Source organism: Flavobacterium sp. 40-81 (assembly GCF_001898245.1).
In the GTDB taxonomy this organism is placed as follows: domain Bacteria; phylum Bacteroidota; class Bacteroidia; order Flavobacteriales; family Flavobacteriaceae; genus Flavobacterium; species Flavobacterium inviolabile.
This window is the reverse complement of sequence record NZ_MKTM01000008.1, coordinates 122,069-148,875: the sequence shown is the minus strand read 5'-3', so window position 1 is coordinate 148,875 and position 26,807 is coordinate 122,069. Positions and strand designations below refer to the sequence as shown.

Below are 26,807 nucleotides of genomic sequence, written 5' to 3'. Positions count from 1 at the left end.
ATATCCTTACTGATGATGAAAATGATTACTAGGATTGTAAGCCTTGATAAAGGATGGAACCTGTTCTGGTTCTATCAGGACAAAAACGAACCGGATTTTCCCGAGTTAGGTTGGGAATAAAGCCCGGAACTACGGTAAAGACTATTTAAATGTAACTGTCAGTATAAAAGATTACCATGCCGTTATGCATCGGATATCGTAAACAGTTAAGAACTTTTCTAAAAAAAGAAACAACGCCACACATTAATATCTGGGAAACAGGCCCGTAAGCCAGTATTTAAAGAAACCTGATGCAATGACTATTGTATAGTGGCGTCTTCAGAGAATAAAAAAATAAAGCAAAGAATGACAGGCTTTTTAAGCATTGACTTAAAGGGCAGGAGACCTTTTTGTCTTCATTCGGAAGCATTCCCTTTCAGATTAGCATCCAGATAAACCACTAACTACAAGTATAATACTAATAATTATGAAAAGAAAAAAGAAAGCAACAAAGAGAAAGAAAGGGGTATTTGATGAACCGGAAAAAGATATTGATGATCTTATTGATGATATCGCTTATCTGGATGAGAGTCAAAACATTAAAAAAAGCAAAAGCTTTTTAGACAATATGTACCTGATAAATAAAGAATAATGAATTTAGAAAACTTCAAGATCTTATTTATAGGAACGGCAGTCGCATTCTCAGGAGGACTGTTGAGGGTATTGATTTCGATTCAGAATAAAGAAAAAAAACAGCCTTGGGAACATATCGTAACCTTATTGATTGTGATAATCGTAGGCTTTACAATGAGTTATGTGATGCATAAAGCGAATGTCAATGACAAATGGTATTCCACCGGGATGCTTTTTGTCCTTGGCTATGGCTATGATAAATTCTTGAAAATGATCACAACAAATCTCCCAAGCTGGATTGACAAAGCGGTAAAAGCTTATATCGAAAAGACATACGGGATCAATACGGACAAGGCACCAAAAGAGAAAGAAGAGGAGGATGAAAAATAACTTAAAAAGGCAAAACAGATGAAAACAATAAGTCATGATTTCCCTGAAAATCAATATTACAGGGAAATGACAAAAAAAAAAGGAATTGTGCTGCATCATACCGTCTCTGGCGACTCGGTCGCGGGCGATATCGAATGGTGGAAATCCACTGCGGAACGTGTTGCCACACCTATAATTATCGCTAGAGATGGCGGGATACACCAGTTATATTCTTCTCAATATTGGGCACATCACTTAGGAATAAAGCAAGAACATTTTAAACTATTCGGTCTTCCGGCCTCAAATACCCAGCGAAATAAAGAATTTATAGGAGTGGAGCTTGACAGTTGGGGCGGATTGACCAGTAAAAATGCCCGGTATTATTCCTTTTCAGGCCAGGAAGTAAAGAAAGAAAACGTGGTGTATTATGAAAAAGGATTTCGGGGCTATCAGTATTTTGAGAAATACACGCCGGCACAGCTCGACTCTTTAAAGGAACTTCTGGAATATTGGGGCAAACGATATGAAATCCCGCTGGACTATAAAGGCGATGTTATGTTTGAATGTAACAAAAGAGCATTGAGCGGCGAAAGCGGAATATGGGGACATGCTTCTTTCAGGCCGGACAAGTCTGATGTGCATCCTCAGCAAGAACTCATCGCGATGCTGAAATCGTTAGCGTAAGGAATGGATATAAAAAACAAGGAAAATGAGAGATAAGGTGCTATGCTATGCTTTGGGTGTTCTGGTTGTTATAATCTTAGTACTGAACATTCGAATGTATTTTTTGAAAAAAGAACTTAATGCTGTTCTCGATGAACAGATGGAGGAATTGGAACTGCTGAAGGAACAGCACTTAATGCGATTAGACAGCATAGCGTTTTTGAAAGAAAAGAAAATCGCCGTGATAGCTGAAAAAGAAAAATCGCTTTATGATCAGGTTGCTAAGGCAAAAGAAAACAATATGCGTTATGAACAAATCAAAATTAACATTGGTAATACTGATGATGCTGACAGCCTGGCACGCCAGCTCACAAACCGCTATTCCGAAAGATAGTGTTGTGATCTCGAAAGAAGTGGCCAGAAAAGTACTGATTGACCTGGCGGATTATGATCGGCTCAGGGAAAATAAAGTAGAAACAAATCTGGAGGACTGTATCGGAATCCAAAAAGAAAAAGACGTATTGATCGGCTATATGGCACAACAAAACAAGCTTTATGGAGAAACGTTGCAGCTGACTGAAAAACAGTTGAAAATTAGAAACGAACAACTCCGGCTGAATAAGGGCAGCAGCGGCAAAAGCCTGTTGTTTGGTGTGGCCAGTTTTGCTGTAGGCCTTGTGCTGGGCGGGCTGCTGATACAATAATGTTCGAAGAAAATCAGAAGTATTGCAACTACAGAATAGAATAGCCGAAAAGCTATAGCATGAAATAAAAATACTTGAAATTTGCATTGTTCAATAAGAAGAACAGCAGGAAAACCGGAAGGTAAGACTTACTGCAACTACAGAATTCAAACACAAAATACACTTAAAATTCAAATCCAATATTTGAATTTTGTAACGATAAAATAAGCAGATACAATAGTGCTGCATACAAGTAACGGAAGGCATATCCGGCTTATAAAAACAACAAAAAAATACTGAGAAATGTTTAACGGACTGTGGAATTGTTACAAACAGGCAACCATCAGGAACATTACAACAAGATTATGAAAAATATAACGACGAGAGAGGAACTCAAAAAATATTTTGAAAGAGGAGACCGCCCTACTGAGAGCCAGTTTTCGGAACTGATTGACGGATATGTTCATTTAAATGAACTTAATTTCGGACTCTCAATCAAGCCGGCCACAGAAATATTCAATAAGTATTATGACTTTTATAAAGCTGACGATGTTGCTAATTCCGGAGCTGGCCACATAATAATCGAATCGGAAGCAGGAAAGGATCCTCAGATTTTTAACGGGTATCATCATGTCTTAAGCCGGGAAGTGTTCTATAAAAAATTGCATATAGAACTACTTGGCGGAATTAAGATTGAAACACACCAGCCGAAAATCATAATAAAGCGCTACAAGCAGAAAAAAAGACTGCGTAGCGGCTTTAAGAAAAAGTCCGGATTTTATCGGGAAAAAATGACGGATGCAGAACTATGGCAAAGAAAATCAGAATACATTGTGAAAGAACGGGAAATGATTCTTGACCTGGAACCCATCCACTATTTCAGACCGAATAAGGCGTATAAAAACTTTTTGCCATCAGGAAGCCTCAATAAATCCGGTTCTTTTAAGTACTCAAGACATGGAAAAGCTTTTGTACCGATTACCATGCAGGTGGAAATACTGATTAACGGTATTGCATACCGGTCGCAGCCCGTAGGATTAAAAATTATTTTAGGCTCTGCAGGCGATACCGATTCCATAAACTATCTTTTAGATTAATTATCAGGGATAACCCTGTCCAGGTAGGACGTTCTTTTTGTAAGTAGCCCTTGTGCGTCGGGTATAGTTCCTTGCTACGGCAGGAACTGATCCGGAACCGCATGGGATACGTTTTGAGCAAGACCCTGGGGAAATCCGTGGGACTATCCGTCTGCGAACGGCCTTCTGACGGGGTTTATCTTTAAAAAATAAAATATTTCGATTAAAACAGTACAATACAACCCTTGTCCAGGTAGGACGTTCTTTTTGTATGTAGCCCTTGTGTGTCGGGTGTGGTTCCTTGCTACCGCAGGAGCTGATCCGGAACCGCATGGGATACTTTTTGAGAAGGACTCTGGGGAAACCCGTGGGACCATCCGTCTGGGAACGGCCTTCTGATGAGGGGTGTTTGTACAATCGAAATACGATCAGAATACGCTTTAGGGCAAAGTGCTGATTGCTATTGTAATACCCCAAATACACATACAGAAGTACTCCATGCATTTGGGTACCGATATATCCCGGGAATTGAAAACCTCACAATTCCATAGGACCAAACAGTAATCCTGGTTGCAGACAAGCTCAAACAGGAATTTTTATCGGAAGTAAAACACCAAAATTTTAATTATTGCCTTCATTTCAGAGGCTTTTCCTGGTTTTAAACAGCACAAAACAGCGGGAATTTAAGGTAAGGTGTAACGGCCATAATGGAAAAGTACCTTCTGTATACAACCTACTTTTATAAGGCAGTAATTTTTATCAAATACATATAATATGACAACACCATTTAATGACATACTACAATGGTTCTTACAAGGTAAGAAACCAACGCAGTCAGAGTTTGAAGCAACATTTAGATCTTTCTGGCATAAGGAAGAAGTCATTCCGGCAACTAAAGTGGATGGTCTTAATCAGGCACTTAGCCAAAAGGCAGGACAGGCAGAATTTACAGCACACCTCACAGATGGGCAGGCTCATACTGGATTGTTTGCTGCCAAAGAAAATATAGCGAACAAACAAAATAGCCTGACACCGGACAATACCGGAACAAAGTTTCCTACAGTAGATGCTGTGAATCAGGCTATAGGAACCATTGGTAATGCTATTGATATAATTAACGGACAAATAGTATAATGGGAACAATTGCAGATAAACTAACTTATTTAGGACAAACAAAAACAGAAATACGCGATGCGATCATTTCAAAAGGTGTAACGGTTCCAGCCGCAACAACCTTTAGGGAATATGCCGGTAAAATCCGTGAGATAACAGCCGGAAGCGGAGGTGAAAATCCGGTAGTATGGACACGCCCGGCGGATTGGTTGTCCATTGAGAACAGAGTTAAGGAAGGCGATCAGAAATTCGTGGGCTTACACGCAATATATGAAGACAGTAATTTTATTTCCCTATCGGCTACCGGGAATTATACGGTAGATTGGGGTGATGGCGTTGTCGAAAATTTTGCGTCTGGTGTTCAGGCCTACCACATTTATACCTACAGCTCTTTTCCGGGAACAGAAACGACGGGCGGTTATCGTCAGGCTATTGTGACCGTTACACCGCAGTCGGGGCAGAATTTAACGAACGTAAATTTACAGCGAAAGCACAAGCAGGCCGGATTGAATTCGTACAGTACCAGATGGCTGGATATTAGAATGAGCGGACAAAACATGACGAGCCTTGTTATTGGCGGAGCCACAATAATGCACCGATCTTTAGAAGCATGCTGTTTTTTAGGAAGCAACTTAATAACCGATTTTTCCAAATTCTTTTCAGGATGCAGTGCCCTGCAGTCCGTTTCCTCACTGGACACTTCCAAAGGAACGAATTTCAGTAATATGTTCACGTCGTGTACAGCGCTGAAAACCATTCCCTTATTGGTTACATCAAAAGGAACGGATTTTAGTTATATGTTCGAATCATGTGCTTCTTTAAAAACCGTTCCCTTGCTGGATACAACAAACGGAATGAGTTTTAGCGGCATGTTTTTCGGATGTACTTTACTGCCGGCGGTGCCCTTATTGAATACCGCAAAAGGAACCGATTTTAGTCTGATGTTTTCATTGAGTACTGCTTTGCAAGCCATTCCGTTACTGAATACTTCAAACGGAGCCGCATTCACCAGTATGTTTGAATCATGCGCTTCTTTGAAAACCGTGCCGTTATTGGAAACGTCAAAAGGAACCGATTTTAGTTATATGTTCCAGGGCTGTGTTTCCTTACAAACCGTTCCCTTATTTAAAACATTAAACGGAACGGACTTTAGTAACATGTTTTTCGGATGTACAGCTTTGCAGACCATTCCACTACTTGTTACGGCAAAGGGAAGCAATTTTAGTAACATGTTCGGATCGTGTGCGGCATTAGAAACACTTCCGTTACTGAATACTTCCGCCGGAACTAATTTTAGCGGGATGTTCACTAATTGCGGGACATTGAGTAAAGCATCCTTTACAGGAACTAAAAATGTACTTTCCTATGCGGGCTGTAAACTTTCCCGAACGGCCTTAGTTGACATCTTTAACAACTTAGCATCCGGAGTATCGTCTAAAACAATAACAATAACAAATAATTGGGGAGCACCATTATTAACGGCCGGTGAAAAAGCAATCGCTACCGGTAAAGGATGGACCATTGTCGGATAAAAAAAATAAAAATATGATAACAAATACAACCGAATATTTTGTAGAAATAATTGCCGGAGAAGGAATGGAATTATTTAACGGACAGGAAACGACCAACAGAGTTACGGCACCTATCGGTACTGATTTGAGTGGCTGGATCGAAAGAGAACCGGTACCTACTGAAAGTACTCCGGAAGTATAAGCTGCCGGGCAGGAGCGAAGGACTTGACGGAACGCGATTCCGGACAGAAAAAAGCGCCATAGTTGCACAAAAGCTGGATTATTTGCGGATAAAAGAGCAGCAACAGAATAAAAATACAACCGGATATATTGTCTAAATAACAGGAATTTTAAAAAATAAAGCACTTTAATATGACAAGTTTAACAGAAATGAAAAACTGGTTTAAAACCGGTTTCAAACCAACACAAATGCAATTTTGGTTGTCATGGGACTCGTTTTGGCATAAAGAAGAGATTATCCCGCAGGCCAATATTCTATACCTCGAAACCGATCTTGAAAATAAAGCAAATCTAAAAGGAGAAAATACCTTTACAGACAAACAGACGATACAAGGCGATTTAGAGTTAAAAGGTAATGTCAAACCGGGCTTCGAATGGTATTCAAGCTTTGGCGGACCTGAAACGGGGAATATGTATTTTGACAGGATTAATCCGACACCGGAATATCCGGAGTTTAACGGTTTATTCTTTTTTGCTCTTGATCCGGGTAGCTTTGATGAAAATATCCAAAGTGAAACAATTACCGTACGCTTATCGGTTGATGATCATTCCGGAAACTACGTTTTTACCAAGAATGACCATTTTGCAGCAACAACCGGTTATGGTCCTACGTGGACAATGCCTGCGTTAACAGGCTACACCAGTATTTATTTGGATGGAGCCACCGTACATAGAATAGCGCCTAACGCGGTTAAATTGAACCTGCCGGCGGATACCGGCTATATGGGCGGATTCCTGTATGATAATGTAGTCCGGGTACAACCCGACGGAACGCTAAAAGCGGCAGCGCCGGGAATTCCGGATATCGATAGCATACTTGCGGCAAGCGGGAATACCATAAATGCAGATGTCGATTTCAGAACGAACGATAACCACAACAGAAATCAGGTAAACGGCGAAGGCTCTTTGATTGCCTATAATGCAAATGATGGCTCGGGTAACGACAGGTTTGCCTCTTATACCTTGAACGGAGTACGCTTTGAATCGCACTACAATAACCCTTCCTGCCGGTATGCAGTATCGGTAATTCCAAACATGGCATAGGGAAATAGTAATCCGGCCGAGGTAGTATTGCCTAAAAAGAGCGGGCATTTGCCGGTTAAATCAGAACTGCCGGCATTGATCCACCGAACGATTGCTACTACGGCCGCGACATTAACGGATTCGCAGTTAAATACCCTGATAACCCCGCTGGATAACAGTGGTGGTGATTATAGAGCATTGCACACAACGCTGGTTTATAATGGTACCGCAAATGCTACCTGGGCAATTCCGGCAGAGAATTTTAGCAGCTACAGATACACGATTATCAACAATACCGGACACTCCATAACCATTAACAGGGTTGGAATAACGACCTTTTGGGTAGCAGGAGTATCGAATACTTCGGTAACGATACCGGCAAATGGTTGGGCGGAAATTATTGGCAGCGAAAAAGAAAACCGGTTCTATTTCAGAATTTTTTAAAAAGAATGATAAAATCAGCTTTAATGATCGAAACAGGACCGGGATAACAATCGGAGAATACTAACGGATAAACAGTAGGGAATGGGAACAATTGCAGATAAATTAGCATATTTAGGACAAACAAAAGCCGAAATACGGGATGCGATCATTTCAAAAGGCATCACGGTTCCTGCAGCAACTGCTTTTCGGGAGTATGCCGGTAAGATCCGTGAAATAACCTCAGAAGAGGGAAACACAAATCCTGCGGAATGGACACGTCCGGCCGATTGGCTGCCGATAGCACACAAAGTGGTTGCCGGCGATCAGAAGTTTGTGGGTTTACACGCGATCTATGAAGACAGTAACTTTGTCTCCCTGTCTGCTACCGGGAATTATACGGTGGATTGGGGTGATGGCCTGGTCGAAAATTTTACATCGGGAGCTCAGGCGTATCATCTATATTCCTATGATGCTTTTCCGGGAACAGAAACGGCAGGCGGTTACCGCCAGGCTATAGTTACAGTTACACCGCAGGCCGGACAGAATCTGACGGGTATCAATTTACAAAAAAAGCACAACCAGGCCGGATTGAATAATCTTTATAACAGCGGGTGGCTGGATATCAGGATAAGCGGGCAAAACATAGCAAGCCTTATTATTGGCGGACAAACCATCTACCATAGATGTTTAGAGTCTTTTTGTTTTGTAGGCAATAATGCAATAACGGATTTTAACCGTTTTTTTTCGGGATGTTATGTGTTGCAATCCATCCCCATGTTGGATACTTCTAACGGGACGGATTTTAAATATATGTTTCAGGTTTGTACTTTACTGCAATCCGTTCCTTTGCTCGATACTTCCAAAGGCATTAACTTTAGTAGTATGTTCCAGAGTTGTATTGCGCTGCAAACGCTTCCATTGTTTAACACTGCTAAAGGAACTGTTTTTGGTAATATGTTCCAGGATTGCATTTCCTTAAAAACCGTCCCGTTTTTTGATACGGCAAAAGGAACGGACTTTCGTTATATGTTTCAAAACTGTAAGTCATTGCGAACGGTTCCTCTATTTGATACTTCTATGGGAATTAATTTTAGTAGTATGTTCCAGAGCTGTACCGCATTGCAAGAAATACCCTTATTGAATACGGTAAAAGGAACTAACTTTAATAACATGTTTTCCTCAAATACGTCCCTGCAAACGGTTCCGTTATTAAACACAGCAAATGGAACGGATTTTAGCGGCATGTTTTCTATGTGTTACAACTTACAAACCGTTCCCTTATTGGATACGGCAAAAGGGACTAATTTTAGTAGCATGTTTACCTCAAATGCGTCCTTACAGGCAATACCCTTATTGAATACAGCAAACGGTACTAATTTTAACACCATGTTTAGTGGCTGTACACTATTACAGACCATTCCGTTATTGGATACTTCAAAGGGAACAGATTTTAGTGTCCTGTTTTCGGGATGTTATGCATTGGAAACGCTTCCGCTATTGAACACTTCAAACGTTGCTCGTTTTGACAGCATGTTTACCAATTGCGGGACATTGAGCAAAGCGTCATTTTCAGGAACCAAAGAAAATATTTCCTATACAGGCTGCAAGCTTTCCCGGACAGCTTTGGTCGCTGTTTTCAGCAACCTGGCCTCAGGTGTGGTCGCTAAAACCATTACCATCACGAATAACTGGGGCGCAGCATTACTAACAGCAGAAGACAGGGCTGTCGCTACCGATAAAGGATGGACTATCGTGGGATAAAACCGGATAGACTATCGGAATAACCGGTATTTAAAAAGCCATCTTCAGGCATCGGAACCTGACCAGGACAAAACCGAAAACTATAAAAGGAAGCAGGCTACCTCTTGAGGTAGTGGATTCCTATGGCGTAATAATTTCATCAAATACAGAGCATATAATATGATAACACCATTTAATGACCTGCTACAATGGTTCTTACAGGGTAAGAAACCGACGCAGTTACATTTTGACGCAACATTCCGGTCTTTTTGGCATAAGGATGAGGTAATTCCAGCGAATAAAATCGATGGTTTGGAACCGATGCTTAACCAAAAGGCCGGACAGGTACAATTTACAGCACACCTCACAGACGAGCAGGCTCATACTGTTCTGTTTGCATCTAAAGAAAATAGTGGATACAAACAAAATAGTCTGACGCCGGATGGGACGGGAACAAAGTTTCCCACAGTGGATGCGGTAAATGGAGCCATAGGAACTATAGGGAATGCTATGGATATCATTAACGGACAAATAGTTTAACGGGATGGGAACAATTGCAGATAAACTAACCTATTTGGGCCAGACGAAAGCCGAAATAAGGGAGGCTATCATTTTAAAAGGCGTTACGGTTCCTGCGGAAACCACCTTTAGGGAATATGCCGGTAAGATTCTTGAAATAACGACAGCGGATAACGAAAAAGATCCGCTGGAATGGGTGCGCCCTGCAGATTGGTTACCCATAGAAAACAAGGTAGTGGCCGGCGATCAGAAATTCGTGGGCTTATATGCGGTATTGGAAGATAGTAACTTTATTTCGCTTGCTGCTACAGCAGATTATACGGTAGATTGGGGTGATGGTGTTGTTGAAAACTTCGCCTCCGGAGTTACGGCCTATCATACTTATTCGTATGGCTCTTTTGAAGGAACGGAAACGACAGGCGGTTGCCGGCAGGCTATCGTTACGATTACGCCTCAGGCGGGCCAGAATCTGACCGGTATCAATTTGCAGCGAAAGCACAAACAGGCTTTCCTGAATTTTTACAGTTCCGGATGGATGGATATCAGGCTAAGCGGAAAAAACATGACGAGTCTCGCTATTGGCGGATCTGTAATGTATCACGGATATTTAGAAGCGTTTTGTTTTTTAGGCAATAATGCAATGACCGACTTCCGTAAATTGTTTCAGGGATGCAGTCTGCTGCAATCCGTTTCATTATTGGATACCTCAAACGGAACGAATTTTACCAATATGTTCGCCTCCTGTACAGCACTGGAAATAGTGCCCCTGTTTGATACTTCAAACGGAACAGATTTCAGTTATATGTTCAGATCCTGTACTTCATTGCAAAAAGTACCCTTATTTGATACGGGAAAAGGACTTTTTTTTACGAATATGTTTGCCTCATGTGCGGCATTAAAAACCGTTCCGCTATTCAATACATCCAATGGCGTGAGCTTTAATGCCATGTTCCTGGGATGTACTGCTTTACGAACCATTCCTTTATTTGATACGTCAAAAGTGACGGGCTTTATTGCCACGTTTTTAGGATGTACATCCTTACGAACCGTTCCCTTATTGAATACTGTAAGCGGAACCGAATTCAACAGTATGTTTTTTGAATGTACAGCCTTGCGAACCGTTCCGCTGTTGGATACGGTAAATGGAACAGATTTCAGTATCATGTTTCATTCATGCGGTAAACTGGATATTGTTCCGGCATTGAATACGTCCAATGGAACAAATCTCACCGACATATTCATCAATTGCGGCTCCTTGAGTAAAGCGGCGCTCTCAGGAACGAAAAATACAATTACGTATGCTAATTCTAAACTGTCACAAAGTGCCTTGGTTGATATATTCAACAACCTGGCATCAGGTGTGGTGTCAAAAACCGTAACCATTACCAATAACTGGGGTTCTTCATTACTCACTGCAGAAGAAAGGGCTATTGCGACCAATAAAGGATGGACAATTGTCGGATAAAATAAAAAGAGGATCATAAATACAACCGGATTTTGCAGCGATAATTACCGGAAGACACAATAAACAGGAACGTAAATAATAAAAAACATTATATGGCAAGTTTAGCAGAAATAAAAAACTGGTTCAAAACCGGTTTGAAGCCAACACAAATACAATTTTGGGCAACATGGGACTCGTTTTGGCATAAAGACGAGGTTATTCCGCAATCCAGAATTCAAAACCTTATAACCGACCTTGAGAATAAAGCCGAAAAAGGTGCCGGAAGCAGATTCGGTATAGAGGACAATAAAATGCCGGATGGGATTAACCACCGGTTTGTGGATATGAACGGAAAGAATATGAAGTTTGACCATGCTGGCGATTTCATAATCAACAACTATACCCCTTATGGAAACATAGAAGAGCTGACGGCTCAGGATGAGGGAGCAGTCATTTTAGAAAATGACGAAACGGAAGGGGTTTGTACAATTTACAGAGCCGATGGAAGCAATATAAGCTACACGCCTCCCGGCGGATATTTACAGCTGTTGGTTTCAAAAGACGGAGCTCCTTATTTCCCGAAAGGCTTCTATGTTAATTATGATGCAAACAACCGGAAATGGATCTATAGGTCTGAGTTTTTATCTGGAGGATCATATAAATATCAGGGATTCGTAGGAGAAAAGTATTCCGATATAATTGCAGGACTACCACCTGTTATGGATAAAGGAATGGGCCAGGAAGTGGTCGTTGTTGAAGGTGACAAACTAAAAAAGACCCCAATTTACAATGTGCTGCCGGCGACAACATTAAATGAAGTAACCAATAAGGGAAACGTCAGCAGAAAAAATGTAATAATATCCAGATCCGGAACAGCCGATACAGACGACAACTATGCCGAATATTATGATTCCGGTTACAGGCTTTATGGCGGCTATAGCAGAGAACCTAAATATGATGTTTATATCGGACTGCAGCATGAAATGGGTTCTGCCTATAAAGGCAGGCATTTCTATGTGTGGCCGGCCAGCCCGAGAAGAAATGACCCCGGTTCAAATCCGTATATCATACCCATTACCGTAAATGGCAAGCCTGCCGATAAAGAAGGAAATATTACTATAGATGGTGGTAGTTCCGGAACGGCTACCTGGGGAACAATTAGCGGCGAAATAGTAGCGCAGCAGGACCTGGTTCAGATGGTTAACGGTAACAAATTCGGAACAGGAGATAACGAGATGGACGATGACAGGTCGGTAGACATGGATTATAATTCTTTTACTTATAACAAAGTCGGAACCTTTGCTTTGTTAGGTGATGATACGGATGCCAGTGAAACCGATCCGGCACTTATATTAGTACCGGTAAGGGCAGACATCCCGGACGGGAACCTTTTGAACAGAACTTTTATATTCAACGAGGACCGTAGTGCGATAACAAATAGTAATGAAATAAACTTTGAGTTAACCATAACCGAAAACGAAGATACTTATACAGATTACTACACCTTTACAAAACAAGATTTTGGCGATAGAGGCGGAATAATGTATTGTTCCAACTACCAGCTTTGGGATGATGAGAATACCATTTCGATAGAGATGACCGGAAACTACCAGTACCGGAAATTAAACTATGCCGATGTCAGAATGCAGGTTCCTCCCGATTCCGGAGAACCGGAAACAGGCATAAAAAGAGTCATGCTGATGAATGACAATGGTTCCGTTAGTCATGCATCGGAAGCGCTTGTTTTAAAAGAATTGTCCTATGTGGAATTAACGGGTAAAGCCGTAGTGGAAAATATACCGTATCAGCATTTTGGAGAATATGCTAATATCGAAATAGTGGGCAATGATACAGGGTATCCGGATTATGACAACTACACCTTTTTAAGACTTAACATACATTATAACCTGTCTGACCAGCTTGGGAATGAAGTAGCGGTTATGTTAGATGTAGACGGAGCTGTTGGTGTGTATGGCTTCTCGTCAATAATGATAGGAGAATACCGATATTTTGTTTATGATGGAACAATCGGAACGGTGGTAACTCCGATATCCTATTTTCAGCCAACGGTTAAACCGGCAGTTGTTAACATGAAGCTAATGGAAGCAACGGGCAATGACAGCTATTATAAACCCATTGTAACAGATGAATCCGGTAATCTTTTTAAAGGAAGTTCATTATCGCCCGGATTAGATACGGTTCTTAATACCAGGTCGAGTGCTGCATTCAATAGCATCACGTTAAACAATACCAATGAGTTCACAATATTAAATCCGGTTCCATATACTTCAGATCCCGGCGGGATGATGATTAAAGCCACAACCGGGAATCTGTCGGAAACATTTTATAAAAAAAACGGGATAAGTATTCAAAATGCTGCTACCGGCAGCGTTAACCTGAACTTTCCGACTTCCGGTGTAACAGCCGCTACCTACAACCTGAACGTACCTGAACGAAACGGTACTCTGGCAACTACGGATCAGATACCGGTTATTCCTCCGGCTTCCGGATTGCAGGAAGTTTTAGCAGTCAATTCAATTGCTGAAAAAAGAGGCCTGGTAAGAATTGAATCTAAAAGTAATGATCAGATAGGACCTGGGCTTGCCTATGGTAGCGCCAAACTGGATTTATTCGATACCGGAACCGGCACTAATGCAGAACTGTATGTTAGAGACTATTTCGGATTTGAAACATTTCTGAAACTGGGAGCTTCCGATGCATCCGGACACGGAATATTAGTAAATGCCTATAACTACGGTCTTAGAAACGTAACGGATCACTCCGGTAGCGAGTTCAATAATGATCTGAATTATGTGACGGCCGGAGGGGTCAAAAAATACTTTGATGCGAATATAGGCTATACCGCTCCGACATCGCAGACAGACACCGGCAGAAAAGGCGAAATAAGAGTAGGATCTTCATACGTATACTTTTGCGTAGACACCAATAACTGGGTGAGGCTGCCAATCGATACGTCAAGATGGACATAAAGCAGTAACCAAATAAAACCAAATAGACTATGGAAAAATTTAAAAATTGGACTTTGTTCGCAGTAGTAATCATTTTAGCAGTGATCGATCAGACAACAGACATTATGCCTTTGTTCTTAAAACAAATTAATGCACCGGAATGGGTGGGAGCTGCTTTGAGAATATTTGTGGCAGTATGTGGAGCGCTTAAATTAAGATTGCAGGAACCACCTGCAAAACAGGCGAATAAAGACGCCGAACCAACGGTATAGGTAAAAGTAATAACGGCAGGAGGAAAAAGCCTGCCGGAATTTTAATTCGGCAACAGAATTTAAGAATAAAGCAATCAGGCTGCCTTCAGGCATTGGGTTCGGATAAGGGGAATCCAGCAACGATAACAAATGGTGGTCAAACCTTTGAAATAAGGAGCCCTTATAAAAAATAGTAATGTTTATTGAATTTAAAGGATAATTATGGCAAGTAAGAATATTTTAAAAAATTGGTTTAAAACGGGCTTGTTTCCAACACAATCCCAGTTTTGGGAATGGATGGAAAGCTATTGGCATAAAGACGATATTATTCCACAGGCTAAAATTCAGAATCTTAAAGCCGATCTTGATAATAAAGCAGAAAAAGCATCGCTCGGTATTCATGCAACAGACATGAATGCCCATGCTGAACTATTTGCAAGGGTTTCGACACCGTATCAGTTTTTACCCGTTTTTCCAACCGTTGACACTTCTGAACTGCAGGTTGATGCGCTTAAAAATACCACGCTGAATGCAGTGATGTATATGGGGCAGATAGATATGGATGTAATACAACTGGACCCGATAACCGGGACTTTATCGAATTGGGATTTTAGAGCAAACACACAATATATAATACTTTATACAAAACGATAATATGAAAATCAATGCACAAGGTAAAACAATTACAACAGGAGACGAAGTTATAATTTCGGAATATCTTGGTGGTGTAAGTGCTACAACTGTTATGCAGGTTCCTGAGGATTCTGAGGCGCATGTATTGCCGAATGTTGCACTTAAGAGACGTATTCGTTTTAATCCAATGACTGAAAAGTTTGAGGGACATAATGGAACGGAATGGACAGCGCTGGGTTTTGATCAGCAGCTAAAGGACGCAATTGACTTCTTAAATGCCGGGTTCTTGAATAAAGCGGACCTTGTTGACGGAAAAATACCCCTTTCACAAATTAATGATGCCCTTGTTGGTGCGGTTAATTATCAGGGAACGTATGATGCGGCAACAAATAATCCTGCTTTACCGGTCGCATCGGCTAATAAAGGAAAATATTGGGTAGTAAATGTTGAAGGAGCCCAGCAGGGTAACAATTTCAAAATTGGTGATTGGGTTATTTCTAATGGTACTGCCTGGGGACGTGTTCCAAAAGCAACCGATGTGGATAGCACACCAACAGCAGGAAGTAATAATGCTGTTTCAAGTGGTGGCGTTGCTGATGCACTGGCTTTAAAAGCAAACACTATTGAAGTGAATTCCAAATTAGCCGATAAAGTAAGTGCTATCGAACTGCATGATGGCTTGATTTTAAAAGCAGACCTGGCTGAAGTGAATACAAAGTTTGCTGTAAAAGCGAATATCGCTGATGTTAATGCCGGTCTAGCTTTAAAGGCAGACCTAACCGATGTCAATACAAAATTAGCCGATAAAGTAAGTGCTATTGAATTGCATGATGGCTTAATTTTGAAAGCCGACCTGGCTGAAGTGAATACAAAATTCGCAGTAAAAGCGAATATAACCGACCTGAATGCCGGTTTAGCCTTAAAGGCCGACACCAGCGATGTCAATTTGAAATTAGCCGAAAAAGTAAGCGCGACAGAACTGCATAATGGATTAGTTTTAAAAGCCGACCTAACTGATGTGAATGCAAAATTCACAGAAAGTACGACCATTATCAATGCCGGTCTGGCTTTAAAAGCCGATGTAACGGATCTGAATTTAAAGGCAAGTAAAATCGAGTTGAGCTCAGGTTTAGCGGAGAAAGTAGGCATGGTCGATCTGAATGCCGGCTTAGCCTTAAAGGCAGACACCATTGATGTCAATTTGAAATTAGCAGAGAAAATAGGTGCGATAGAATTGCATGAAGGATTGGCATTAAAAGCCGATACCACCGATGTGAATGCAAAATTTGCTGTAAAAGCGGATATAACCGATGTGAATGCTGGTTTAGCCTTAAAAGCAAGCAAAGTAGATTTGAGTACAGGTTTAGCCGAAAAAGTAAGCGCAACAGAACTTCAGGAAGGATTAGTCTTAAAAGCAGATATCACTGATGTAAATGCAAAGATCACGGAAAGTGCTACCGTTATCAATGCCGGTCTGGCATTAAAAGCGGATATAACGGATTTGAATTCCGGCTTGGCTCTAAAAGCAAGTAAAATCGATTTAAGTACAGGTTTAGCCGAAAAAGTAAGCACAACAGAATTGCATGAAGGTTTGGCGTTAAAAGCCGATACCACCGATGTGAATGCAAAATTTGCTGTAAAAGCGAATATAACTGATGTGAACGCAGGGCTTGCTTCAAAAGCCAATATACTCGATGTCGATACAAAATTAGCAGAGAAAGTAAGTGCGACAGAACTGCAAGAGGGATTAGCTTTAAAAGCCGATACCACCGATGTGAATGCAAAAATCACGGAAAGTGCTACCATTATCAATGCTGGCCTGGCATTAAAAGCCGATATCACGGATCTGAATTCCGGCTTAGCGTTAAAAGCAAGCAAAATCGATTTAAGTACAGGTTTAGCAGAGAAAGTAAGCGCGACAGAATTACAAGAGGGCTTGGCATTAAAAGCCGATACAACCGATGTCAATGCAAAATTTGCTGTAAAAGCGAATATAACTGATGTGAACGCAGGACTTGCTTCAAAAGCCAATATACTCGATGTCGATACAAAATTAGCAGAGAAAGTAAGTGCGACAGAACTGCAAGAGGGATTAGCTTTAAAAGCCGATACCACCGATGTGAATGCAAAGTTTGCTGTAAAAGCGAATATAACTGATGTAAACGTAGGACTTGCTTCAAAAGCCAATATACTCGATGTCGATACAAAATTAGCAGAGAAAGTAAGCGCAGCAGAACTTCATGAGGGATTAGTCTTAAAAGCAGATATCACTGATGTAAATGCCAAAATCACGGAAAGTGCTACCGTTATCAATGCTGGCCTGGTATTAAAAGCGGATATAACCGATGTGAATGCTGGTTTAGCCTTAAAAGCAAGCAAAATCGATTTGAGTTCAGGTTTAGCAGAGAAAGTAAGCGCGACAGAATTGCATGAAGGATTGGCATTAAAAGCCGATACCACCGATATGAATGCAAAGTTTGCTGTAAAAGCGAATATAACTGATGTGAACGCAGGGCTTGCTTCAAAAGCCAATATACTGGATGTTGATACAAAATTAGCGGAGAAAGTAAGCGTAACAGAACTTCATGAGGGATTAGTCTTAAAAGCGGATATCACAGATTTGAATTCCGGGTTAGCGTTAAAAGCAAGCAAAATTGATTTGAGTACAGGTTTAGCCGAAAAAGTAAGCGCGACAGAATTACAAGAGGGCTTGGCATTAAAAGCCGATACAACTGACGTCAATGCAAAATTTGCTGTAAAAGCGAATATAACTGATGTGAACGCAGGACTTGCTTCAAAAGCCAATATACTTGATGTCGATACAAAATTAGCAGAAAAAGTAAGTGCAGCAGAACTTCATGAGGAACTGGTTTTAAAAGCCGATACAGCCGATGTTAATGCAAAAATATCGGAAAGTGCTACCGTTATCAATGCTGGTTTGGCATTAAAAGCCGATACAACTGACGTCAATGCAAAATTTGCTGTAAAAGCGAATATAACTGATGTGAACGCAGGACTTGCTTCAAAAGCCAATATACTGGATGTTGATACAAAATTAGCGGAGAAAGTAAGTGCGACAGAACTTCATGAAGGATTGGCATTAAAAGCTGATACAGCCGATGTTAATGCAAAGTTTGCTATAAAAGCGAATATAACCGATCTGAATTCAGGATTAGCCGGAAAGGCCAATGCAAGTGATGTGGATACGAAATTTGCGGAAACGAGCACTGTTATACAAGAAGGTTTAGCTTTAAAAGCAAGCAAAATCGATTTGAGTTCAGGTTTAGCAGAGAAAGTAGGCATGGTCGATTTGAATGCCGGTCTGGCTTTAAAGGCAAACACTATTGATGTTGATGGGAAATTATCTGCAAAAGCGAATATAACCGATCTGAATTCAGGATTAGCCGGAAAGGCCAACACAAGTGATGTGGATGCGAAATTTGCGGAAACGAGTACTGTTATACAAGAAGGTTTAGCTTTAAAGGCAAGCAAAATCGATTTGAGTTCAGGTTTAGCAGAGAAAGTAGGCATGGTCGATTTGAATGCCGGTCTGGCTTTAAAAGCCAACACTATTGATGTTGATGGGAAATTATCTGCAAAAGCGAATATAACCGATCTGAATTCCGGATTAGCCGGAAAAGCCAATGCAAGTGATGTGGATACGAAATTTACGGAAACAAACATCATTATGCATGAAGGCTTGGCATTAAAAGCCAATAAAGCCGATTTAAGTTCAGGACTTGCCGAAAAAGCAAATACGATTGACGTGAATACCAAATTAGCTGAAAAAGTAGGTATGGTCGACCTGAATGCTGGCTTGGCTTTAAAGGCAAACACTGCTGAAGTGAATGCCAGATTAGCCGAAAAAGTAAGTGCCGCCGAAATGTATCAGGGATTAGCGTCAAAAGCGAATGCCGCCGATGTGGATGCGAAATTTGCTGAAAGTATAACTGTTATGTATGAAGGATTGGCCCATAAAGCAGACGTACAAGGCACTTTAAATGTTAGAGGACAGTTGGGGTATGATGAGGACTTAAACGAATACAGGGGAACCGGTATTTTCTCTCAAAACTCTGATGAAGCAGCGAGATCAGGCAAGAATTATCCTTCATTTATGGCAGGGATGTTAACCGTTGTCAGAAATTATAAAGATGAGGTGATGTGCTATCAGACCTACCATACCTATGGAACGAACAATATGATATACCATCGTGCATTTTATAACGGGGAGTGGTCTCCCTGGAATGGTATGACCAATAGTGGCGGCGATTATCTGCGCAAAACAGGAAATGAAACAAAAACAGGAAATTTAGGAATTGAAGGTGCTTTTGCTTCTCTGGATAAATCCGAGGATAGCTCACTAAGACTGGAGACTAATAAACTGCAGATACCGAATATACAGGGAGGCAATTACGGCCAGAAATACAGTAAGGATATAAGTCTGCAAAGACAGGGAGGTAATGTCGGGATAGGGACATCGGCACCTGTAGCAAGATTAGATGTTGAAGGAACTGGTAACTTTTCGGGTGAGCTGACCATTGCTCCTGCTACATCGCCAAATGGTGCTGTTAATTTAGCACAATTAGCTATGGAGCCCGGAGATAAAAATGAGAAAGGCTATTTGAAAATCCTTACGTTTTATCATAATCCGTCCGAAAAATATGAAGACAAGGATCTGGTAAATGCACAAATAAAATACATAGTATGTTTCAGGACAGATGACGGAAAGTATTATTCACCATACATTGTTGAACCGCACAATTACGAATTCTTTGATAAAGAAGGTATGCTCTCTTTCAATATGGCAGACAAGAGCTATATCGTAGTCAACTATATAAAAAGGAACTACTAAACACAAAACCTCACAGGTATTTCAATCTGCCTGTGAGGTTTTTTAAGGCATACTGCCTTAGCCGGAAGAACAATCAAAAACAGACACATAAAGTATTACAATCCGGGTTTTCCCGGCTTGTACGCGGTTATTGGTATATGGTTGATCTTTAGTTGTTTGGTTTTTAAAAATGGTAAATTTTACGACTTACTGCAACTACTGAATACAGCGCCCGAAAAAATACTTTTTGAGAAAAAAAATAGTGAATTTTGAACTTCAGAAGTTTAAAAAACAAACACCAAAAATACAATGGAGTCAAAAAAATTACAGCAAATATTCAGTTATCTAGAACAAGTAATTATCTGGCGAATTAACAATCCTTCAAAAGATTTCAATATAGAAGCACCTGGATATAGCACTAGTGACCATGAAGGCTTTCCACTAGGAGACTATATCTCGGAAAAAGAGCTTGCCCATCAGGAAGTTGTCATTCTCTTAATGGCATTGATGCCAAGATTGGACCCGGCGTTGTTACGACGTATCTATTTAGAGGTACCCAATAGTGTATTGTTTGACGTATGTTCAACCAATGATAGCGGCAGGCTTTTTTATCCAACAGTCGAAGCGGTACAGTATATTTTAGGAGGAAGCTGTATTGCAGGACGATTACAGGTATTGCAATATTTTGATGACTCGAATATCTTAATAAAAGAAAACATTATAAAGCTGGCAAATCAGGATGAAGACGCAATTGGCAGTAAGATAAATGTCACGCAGGAAGCTTTTAACCGCATCCTGCAGGGCGTAGAATTATTGCCAAAAATGAGTAAAGATTTTCCGGCAGAACAATTACACACCCGCAGATCGTGGAGCGACCTCATACTTCCCCAATCCACGTTAAACGAACTTCAAAGCATAGAAGCCTGGTACAGTAGCAGTAATATACTCATGGAGGAATGGGGTATGCAAAAAACCTTAAAACCAGGCTTCCGGGTGTTGTTTTACGGCGATCCGGGTACGGGTAAAACATTGGCTGCAAGCCTTTTGGGGAAATATATAAACCGACCTGTTTTTAGAGTGGATGTTTCCATGCTGGTTTCGAAATACATTGGTGAAACGGAAAAACATTTGGCCAAGCTTTTTGATAAAGCAGAAAACAAAGACTGGATACTGTTTTTTGACGAAGCCGATTCCATTTTTGGTAAACGTACCAACGTTCGCGATGCACACGATAAATATGCCAATCAGGAAGTTTCCTATCTGTTACAGCGAATCGAAACCTTTTCGGGATTGATCATACTCGCATCAAACTATAAAAACAATATGGACAAAGCCTTTACGCGACGCTTTCATAGCTGCATCAGATTCAATAGTCCCAAGCATGAGGAGCGTCTGCGTATCTGGCAACATAATTTGCCCAAACAATTGAACTTAGAAAATATTGACTTAAATGATATCGCCAGACGCTATGAACTGACAGGTTCAAATATCATGAATGTCATTCAGGATATAAGTTTGAAAACAATAGCCTCAAAATCGGCCGATTACAAAGTAAGCCTGGACGTATTGAAGGAAAGTATTCAAAAAGAATATTTAAAAGAAGATCGAATATTCGCATAAACTGCTTAACAATCGATTAAGCCTTCCAAAATCAAATTACAATCGTCTGATTTTTTGATTTTTTTTCAGACAGTAATGTGCTATAAGAGATGTAACGCATACCGTTACGCCTTGTATAGTGCAAAACTGTATCACAAAACCAAGAAAATAATATAATAGTAAGGTAAATGAACGCAGAGAAAGAGAGTAATCCGAAGAAAGCAGCGCATAAGAAAGAACAGAAACAGGCAGTGATTTTGCCTCTTTCTCTGCGCGAAACTGAGAATGCCAATTCTCAAACGCAGGACCCTAATATACAGGAAAGACCAGCTTCCGTTGAGAATAGCAGCCCGACGTCCGGTAATGAAAGCATTCCGGCGGTTCATGGCTCCAGTCCGGCGTATTCCGATGGTGCTGAACAAAAGTACCAACAACTTCAGACCAGTCTTGAGAAAACAGGGGAATTGGATCATCCTGATACCAAACAGAAAGAGATGGAGTATAAGAGTACGCTGGGCATTAGTGAATTGAGGGAATACCACGATGCTAAGCCGGCGGAAGCGAAACCAGCAACAGCGGCTCAGGCAGATAAAAAAGAGGAACTGGTTCCGGTGGCTACTGCCGCGGGTACATCCAGTACGGATGCTCCGCTTAAATCGCCAGCAATTGTTGATAAAGGAGAAGTGGTGAATGCAGAATCGTTGGAACCAGTTGCCGACAAAGAGGAAGTACCGGAAGCTGAAGATGCAACACCGAAGACGGCTACGGCCAATCCTGTTTTCCTGGAAATGCAGGATCAGATAACGACAACAGCAAAAGCACAACGAAAACATGGACCAGCCGGTAAAGCATCACAGGATGCACAGGCTGCAGCACCTTCGCCGGCAAACGAGCGCCAAAGTAAGGCACAAGCCGGGCAGGTGAAAAAAATGAGTGAACAGGAACCGGGTACGTTTAGTGCAGCTGCTTTTAAAGCCGAACTGAAAAAGAAAATTGCCGGGATGCAGCTTCCTAAAAATGAAGAGCAGGCCGACAATTTTGAAAAAAATAACAACATCAAACAGGTAAACGAGCAGGCAATGGGCTCGGTGAAAAAAGAGAAAAATGCCGCTTCGGGAAGTATCGCGAATACGACATCTCAAAAACCGGATACAGGAGCACAACCTGTTCGAAATGTTGCCAAAATGCCAACGCCGGATCATGGTAAAGCTCCGTCAGCTATTAATGCGTCTAAGGCAATGCCGTCAAAAAGAGATGCGGCTAACATTGAAAAACCGATTCAGTCAGAAACAGACAGCATTGATAACCAGATGAAAGAGCATGGTGTTACGGATAGCATGCTTGCCAACTCTAATGAACCTTCATTTAAAGGGGCTTTAGATGAGAAAAATAAAGCAAAAGAGCAAAGTAAGGCGGCTACAAACCAGTTTAGAACCGAGGAAGGTCAGCAAATAAACAAAACTCAGAATGAAGCTCAGGCACAAGCGGCACAGCAAATTTCGGGTATGCATGGCACACGTAAGGGCGGATTGGATAAAGTGCTTGGAAACCAGCAGCAAACGGCGTCGAAAGATACCGAGAAGCGTAAAGAGATTGCGGATAAGATCAATAAAATTTATGGGGATACCAAAAAAGATGTTGATGATATTCTAAATGGTCTTGATGATACCGTTGCGGGTAAATTTGCAGCAGGTAGTAAAGCTGCAAAAATTGCTTTTGAAAACCATGTGGACAAGGAGATGACAGCCTATAAAAAGAAACGTTACGGCGATTCCTGGTTGGATTGGAGAAATCTAAAACGTGTAAAAGATGCCGTTGTAGGTCTTCCACCGGAAGTTAATGAATTCTTTACAAGCGGAAAAGAAGTTTATATCAAAACGATGGATGTTTACATTGACAATATCGCTAATGTTGTAGCATCACAACTTAACGCAGCAAAAAGAAGAATTGCTACCGGTAAAAAAGAGGTGCAAAATTATGTAGACACGTTATCGCCAAGTTTAAAGAAACTGGGAGCAGCTGCGATCAGCGAAATCCAGGGTAAATTCAATGCGCTTGAAAAAGACGTAGACAGTAAAAAAGATGCACTTATTGATGTATTGGCTAAGAAATATGTTGAAAATATTGAAGCTGTCGATGCCAGAATTAAAGCGTTAAAAGAACTGAACGGCGGTTTAGTGGGTATGGCGTTAAAAGCCCTGAGCGGTGTTTTTGCCTTCATCATTGAAGTGAAAAACACATTGATGAGCCTGTTGGCGAAAGTGGTTGAGGTAGTAGGAGCTATTATTATGGACCCTATAGGATTCTTCGGTAATCTTATCGCGGGTGTTGGACAAGGATTTTCAAACTTTACGACAAATATCTGGACACACCTTAAAACCGGATTCTTTAGTTGGTTAACAGGAGCGTCAAAAGGGATTACGATTACCATGCCGGAAGATATCTTCTCATTAAAAGGAATTTTCTCGATAACCATGCAGGTACTTAGCCTGGGTTGGGAAGGTATACGTTCTATCGGGGCCACTGTAGTAGGGGAACCGTTAATGAAAGTACTGGAAACAGGTGTTGAAATAGTACAGGTAGTACGAAAAGATGGTATTGCAGGACTTTGGGAATACCTGAAAGATCAATTCCAGGATTTGAAGGAAACCGTTATGGATGCCATTATGGATATCATTCAAAACCAGGTTATTCAGGCCGGTATTAAATGGATTTTAGGATTGTTATCACCTGTGGGAGCCTTTGTAAAAGCTATTATGGCTATTATAGATGTAGTGAAATTCTTTGTACAGCGTGCCGCACAGATTGCCGAATTAATTAAAGCCTTTATGGATAGTGTGGCAGCAATTGCCAGCGGTAAAGTGGGCGCAGTGGCCGTAGCGATTGAAAATGCATTAGCAAAAGCCATACCGGTATTGATTGGATTGTTAGCCTCGATATTAGGTATCAGCGGATTGGCCGATAAGGTGCTTGCTGTGATCCGAAAGATACGTCAGCGTATTGTGGCCGGAATTACCAGGTTTTGGAATTTTGTGAAGGAGAAGGGGAAAGCGTTGTTAGGTAAGGTTGGTATTGGAAGTAAGAAAGATAAAAAGCAAGTGGAAGATAAGCACTTCAAGAATATGGATTCTGAAATTGCACCTGAACCGCTTATGATGAATGGTGCTAAACATACCTTAACTTTTGAAAATGACGAGATTTATATGTCAAGTGAAAAAGGAATGTTAACCAGAAAGCTTACTAAATTTAGAAATCATGTAGAGAAAAATAAAGATCAATACAACGGGAAAGATGCTAATATTATAAATGATCTGGCGCAATTAGAAAACGAAAATTCGTCCGTTAAAAAAGCATTGGTTAATTCTAAAAAGCTTAAGGAGGATAGTCCTAAAAAAGCAGAGAGTATGGACAAAGCTCAAGAACGATTTGATAAATTAAGTGCAGATATCCATGCTTTTGGAGATAAATATGAATTGAATGATCTTTCTGCCAAAGAGGCTGAACATACAAAATATAAGCCGATAAAGATTGAGTATATAGGGGCAAATAAACAAATTAAATTTGCATACTTTTATGAAGTAGAAGTTGATGGTAAAAAAGCAATAAGAAAATTTGAAAACTCCCTTAAAGTTATTGATATTGACGGAAAATTGTTTGAGCAGTCTGCGAAAGGAGATAACCTGGTGACAAAAGAAACTGGTTCAAGAGGTAAAACACATTCTAAAAATCAGGTTGAGGCAAATAAGGCTATAGAAAATTTAAAGAAAGATCCAAATCAACAAATTGAGTTTAATGCTTCACATATGATTGCCGATTTATTTTTAGGTTCGGGTTATAAGCAGACATTAAATTTGGTAACGGCTTCTGGACCATATAATAAAGAAACTATGAAGGGGGCTGAAAACAGACTTCTAGAAGCATTGGAATCAGTTGAAGATGATCAGAAAGAAATAAATAAGCAAAATTATATTACCTTTGATTTACAGGTAACAGCTAAGTGGAAACAATTGACTGATAATACTGTATATATGAGACTTGTAGACTTGAATCCAGATACAGATAAAGAGATACTGAAAAGTTTAGGTGAAGAGCTAGCAAAAGATACAGATCCAAAGTTAATTCAAGGAGTGGTCTATAAAGTTTTAAAAGTAAAACTTAATGGAAATCAACCAATAGTTCATGGAATTATACCAATAGAGATTGGAGCTGATGAAACATTACAAAACGTGTTGAAATAATATATTTTTTTAAGTATGGAAGAAATAAAAACCTTTGTAAATGAATTTTTAAAAGCCGAAGCATTAGCTGCAGATGCTTTAGTAAAACCAAATTTAGATGACTATAATAACAAATTGGTTTATATGAACAGTTTTTGTATTGAACAACTGCAGAATAAATTTGGGATGGTTCCACGAACTGAATTATGGGATGATGATTTTTATGAAGAATGGCAAGATGCAATTCCGTCGGCTCCAAGGAATATATATAAAATAAGCCAATATCAAGATGAAATTTACGGAGATGTTTATGTAGTGTATGTTTCTGGTAGGAGCCCAATTAATATGATTTTTCGTTATGGAGAAAGTATATTTGTTGCCAAAATTAATGATGAATTAAAGATTGTAAAAGATTATACTTTTGGAGATCAAATGCGTATAAAAAAGAAATTTGAAACTGGTATAGGTTTAGGGGATATTTCTTTCGAAAGCTTAAAAAATCCGGTAGCAATAGAACGTTATATGGCTCCAACGCATGATAAAGATGGTATGGAGCACTATTTGTCTGATATTTAATCTGTGTAGGCTATAAATGATAAAAGTGAGGCTTCTCTTCTTTTGAAGAGGCTTCACTTTTTTATGTATTATATGACTTTGTAATCTACATTGGGATCAAGTGAATTTATGGTTTCTATTGCTCATTAAGATCTTGTGGCTATGATGGCTTATAGAATACATTTTGCTGTGCTTTCTATATTTATTGGAATAATTTATCCCCTCGTCAAAAATGAACATAAAATTAAAGCTTGAATAAATGATCTGGCCTTAGTAAATAACAGCAAGCCATAAGTAAAGACCTATTAAGACAAGAACCCACAATTTTCAAACAGC

21 protein-coding genes are annotated in these 26,807 nt (G+C 40.3%); all 21 read left to right on the top strand.

Annotation, left to right across the window (positions count from 1 at the left end):
- Positions 1-466: 466 nt before the first annotated feature.
- The 21 genes from BGO42_RS02000 (at position 467) to BGO42_RS01900 (ending at position 26,492) form a co-directional block, all read left to right on the top strand.
- The gene (locus BGO42_RS02000; protein WP_177731887.1) at positions 467-631 is read left to right on the top strand and encodes a hypothetical protein; all 165 of its coding nucleotides are present in this window, start codon (positions 467-469) and stop codon (positions 629-631) included.
- Positions 631-1,002, top strand: a complete 372-nt coding sequence (locus BGO42_RS01995) for a hypothetical protein (RefSeq protein ID WP_177731890.1) — start codon at positions 631-633, stop codon at positions 1,000-1,002. The genes BGO42_RS02000 and BGO42_RS01995 overlap by 1 nt, the downstream gene beginning before the upstream one ends.
- An 18-nt stretch (positions 1,003-1,020) precedes the next feature.
- Positions 1,021-1,665 carry an N-acetylmuramoyl-L-alanine amidase gene (locus tag BGO42_RS01990; RefSeq protein ID WP_273245498.1) on the top strand — a complete coding sequence of 215 codons (645 nt, stop codon included), beginning with the start codon at positions 1,021-1,023 and terminating at the stop codon, positions 1,663-1,665.
- Positions 1,666-1,690: 25 nt separating this feature from the next.
- Positions 1,691-2,038 carry a hypothetical protein gene (locus BGO42_RS01985; protein WP_177731896.1) on the top strand — a complete coding sequence of 116 codons (348 nt, stop codon included), beginning with the start codon at positions 1,691-1,693 and terminating at the stop codon, positions 2,036-2,038.
- The gene (locus BGO42_RS01980; RefSeq protein ID WP_273245500.1) at positions 1,953-2,348 is read left to right on the top strand and encodes a hypothetical protein; all 396 of its coding nucleotides are present in this window, start codon (positions 1,953-1,955) and stop codon (positions 2,346-2,348) included. Before BGO42_RS01985 ends, BGO42_RS01980 begins: the two co-directional genes overlap by 86 nt.
- Before the next feature lie 344 nt (positions 2,349-2,692).
- Positions 2,693-3,424: a hypothetical protein gene (locus BGO42_RS01975; RefSeq protein ID WP_177731902.1), complete on the top strand. Its 732-nt coding sequence runs from the start codon at positions 2,693-2,695 to the stop codon at positions 3,422-3,424.
- Between the two features lie 753 nt (positions 3,425-4,177).
- The gene (locus BGO42_RS01970) at positions 4,178-4,537 is read left to right on the top strand and encodes a hypothetical protein (protein ID WP_273245502.1); all 360 of its coding nucleotides are present in this window, start codon (positions 4,178-4,180) and stop codon (positions 4,535-4,537) included.
- Positions 4,537-6,048, top strand: a complete 1,512-nt coding sequence (locus BGO42_RS01965; RefSeq protein WP_273245504.1) for a BspA family leucine-rich repeat surface protein — start codon at positions 4,537-4,539, stop codon at positions 6,046-6,048. Before BGO42_RS01970 ends, BGO42_RS01965 begins: the two co-directional genes overlap by 1 nt.
- Before the next feature lie 13 nt (positions 6,049-6,061).
- Complete coding sequence (locus BGO42_RS01960; RefSeq protein WP_273245506.1) at positions 6,062-6,229, top strand: hypothetical protein; 168 nt, start codon at positions 6,062-6,064, stop codon at positions 6,227-6,229.
- 170 nt (positions 6,230-6,399) lie between these two features.
- Positions 6,400-7,311 carry a hypothetical protein gene (locus tag BGO42_RS01955; protein WP_273245508.1) on the top strand — a complete coding sequence of 304 codons (912 nt, stop codon included), beginning with the start codon at positions 6,400-6,402 and terminating at the stop codon, positions 7,309-7,311.
- Between the two features lie 48 nt (positions 7,312-7,359).
- Positions 7,360-7,734 carry a hypothetical protein gene (locus BGO42_RS01950; RefSeq protein WP_273245510.1) on the top strand — a complete coding sequence of 125 codons (375 nt, stop codon included), beginning with the start codon at positions 7,360-7,362 and terminating at the stop codon, positions 7,732-7,734.
- Positions 7,735-7,815: 81 nt separating this feature from the next.
- Positions 7,816-9,474 (top strand): BspA family leucine-rich repeat surface protein, encoded by a 1,659-nt coding sequence (locus BGO42_RS01945; protein ID WP_273245511.1) that lies wholly within the window; start codon positions 7,816-7,818, stop codon positions 9,472-9,474.
- A gap of 159 nt (positions 9,475-9,633) precedes the next feature.
- Positions 9,634-9,993 (top strand): hypothetical protein, encoded by a 360-nt coding sequence (locus BGO42_RS01940; protein ID WP_177731919.1) that lies wholly within the window; start codon positions 9,634-9,636, stop codon positions 9,991-9,993.
- A gap of 4 nt (positions 9,994-9,997) precedes the next feature.
- On the top strand, positions 9,998-11,437 hold the full coding sequence (locus BGO42_RS01935) for a BspA family leucine-rich repeat surface protein (protein WP_273245514.1): 1,440 nt from the start codon (positions 9,998-10,000) through the stop codon (positions 11,435-11,437).
- Between the two features lie 92 nt (positions 11,438-11,529).
- The gene (locus BGO42_RS01930) at positions 11,530-14,406 is read left to right on the top strand and encodes a hypothetical protein (protein WP_273245515.1); all 2,877 of its coding nucleotides are present in this window, start codon (positions 11,530-11,532) and stop codon (positions 14,404-14,406) included.
- A 53-nt stretch (positions 14,407-14,459) separates the two neighbouring features.
- The gene (locus BGO42_RS01925) at positions 14,460-14,657 is read left to right on the top strand and encodes a hypothetical protein (RefSeq protein ID WP_177731926.1); all 198 of its coding nucleotides are present in this window, start codon (positions 14,460-14,462) and stop codon (positions 14,655-14,657) included.
- 201 nt (positions 14,658-14,858) lie between these two features.
- Entirely contained in the window at positions 14,859-15,290 is a 432-nt protein-coding gene (locus BGO42_RS01920; protein ID WP_273245518.1) for a hypothetical protein, read from the top strand.
- A gap of 1 nt (position 15,291) precedes the next feature.
- Positions 15,292-20,121: a pyocin knob domain-containing protein gene (locus BGO42_RS01915; RefSeq protein WP_273245520.1), complete on the top strand. Its 4,830-nt coding sequence runs from the start codon at positions 15,292-15,294 to the stop codon at positions 20,119-20,121.
- A gap of 288 nt (positions 20,122-20,409) precedes the next feature.
- Complete coding sequence (locus tag BGO42_RS01910) at positions 20,410-21,720, top strand: ATP-binding protein (RefSeq protein ID WP_273245521.1); 1,311 nt, start codon at positions 20,410-20,412, stop codon at positions 21,718-21,720.
- 167 nt (positions 21,721-21,887) lie between these two features.
- Complete coding sequence (locus BGO42_RS01905; protein WP_273245523.1) at positions 21,888-25,937, top strand: DNA/RNA non-specific endonuclease; 4,050 nt, start codon at positions 21,888-21,890, stop codon at positions 25,935-25,937.
- 15 nt (positions 25,938-25,952) lie between these two features.
- Positions 25,953-26,492: a hypothetical protein gene (locus BGO42_RS01900; protein ID WP_273245525.1), complete on the top strand. Its 540-nt coding sequence runs from the start codon at positions 25,953-25,955 to the stop codon at positions 26,490-26,492.
- Positions 26,493-26,807 lie beyond the last annotated feature (315 nt).

Excerpts from the sequence above, each read along its gene's own strand:
- BGO42_RS01985 (WP_177731896.1), top strand. The coding sequence starts at position 1,691 with ATGAGAGATAAGGTGCTATGCTATGCTTTGGGTGTTCTGGTTGTTATA.
- BGO42_RS01910 (WP_273245521.1), top strand. The coding sequence starts at position 20,410 with ATGGAGTCAAAAAAATTACAGCAAATATTCAGTTATCTAGAACAAGTA.
- BGO42_RS01965 (WP_273245504.1), top strand. The coding sequence starts at position 4,537 with ATGGGAACAATTGCAGATAAACTAACTTATTTAGGACAAACAAAAACA.
- BGO42_RS01955 (WP_273245508.1), top strand. The coding sequence starts at position 6,400 with ATGACAAGTTTAACAGAAATGAAAAACTGGTTTAAAACCGGTTTCAAA.
- BGO42_RS01995 (WP_177731890.1), top strand. The coding sequence starts at position 631 with ATGAATTTAGAAAACTTCAAGATCTTATTTATAGGAACGGCAGTCGCA.
- BGO42_RS02000 (WP_177731887.1), top strand. The coding sequence starts at position 467 with ATGAAAAGAAAAAAGAAAGCAACAAAGAGAAAGAAAGGGGTATTTGAT.
- BGO42_RS01930 (WP_273245515.1), top strand. The coding sequence starts at position 11,530 with ATGGCAAGTTTAGCAGAAATAAAAAACTGGTTCAAAACCGGTTTGAAG.
- BGO42_RS01990 (WP_273245498.1), top strand. The coding sequence starts at position 1,021 with ATGAAAACAATAAGTCATGATTTCCCTGAAAATCAATATTACAGGGAA.
- BGO42_RS01960 (WP_273245506.1), top strand. The coding sequence starts at position 6,062 with ATGATAACAAATACAACCGAATATTTTGTAGAAATAATTGCCGGAGAA.
- BGO42_RS01970 (WP_273245502.1), top strand. The coding sequence starts at position 4,178 with ATGACAACACCATTTAATGACATACTACAATGGTTCTTACAAGGTAAG.
- BGO42_RS01905 (WP_273245523.1), top strand. The coding sequence starts at position 21,888 with ATGAACGCAGAGAAAGAGAGTAATCCGAAGAAAGCAGCGCATAAGAAA.
- BGO42_RS01945 (WP_273245511.1), top strand. The coding sequence starts at position 7,816 with ATGGGAACAATTGCAGATAAATTAGCATATTTAGGACAAACAAAAGCC.
- BGO42_RS01915 (WP_273245520.1), top strand. The coding sequence starts at position 15,292 with ATGAAAATCAATGCACAAGGTAAAACAATTACAACAGGAGACGAAGTT.
- BGO42_RS01975 (WP_177731902.1), top strand. The coding sequence starts at position 2,693 with ATGAAAAATATAACGACGAGAGAGGAACTCAAAAAATATTTTGAAAGA.
- BGO42_RS01980 (WP_273245500.1), top strand. The coding sequence starts at position 1,953 with ATGAACAAATCAAAATTAACATTGGTAATACTGATGATGCTGACAGCC.
- BGO42_RS01940 (WP_177731919.1), top strand. The coding sequence starts at position 9,634 with ATGATAACACCATTTAATGACCTGCTACAATGGTTCTTACAGGGTAAG.
- BGO42_RS01900 (WP_273245525.1), top strand. The coding sequence starts at position 25,953 with ATGGAAGAAATAAAAACCTTTGTAAATGAATTTTTAAAAGCCGAAGCA.
- BGO42_RS01920 (WP_273245518.1), top strand. The coding sequence starts at position 14,859 with ATGGCAAGTAAGAATATTTTAAAAAATTGGTTTAAAACGGGCTTGTTT.
- BGO42_RS01935 (WP_273245514.1), top strand. The coding sequence starts at position 9,998 with ATGGGAACAATTGCAGATAAACTAACCTATTTGGGCCAGACGAAAGCC.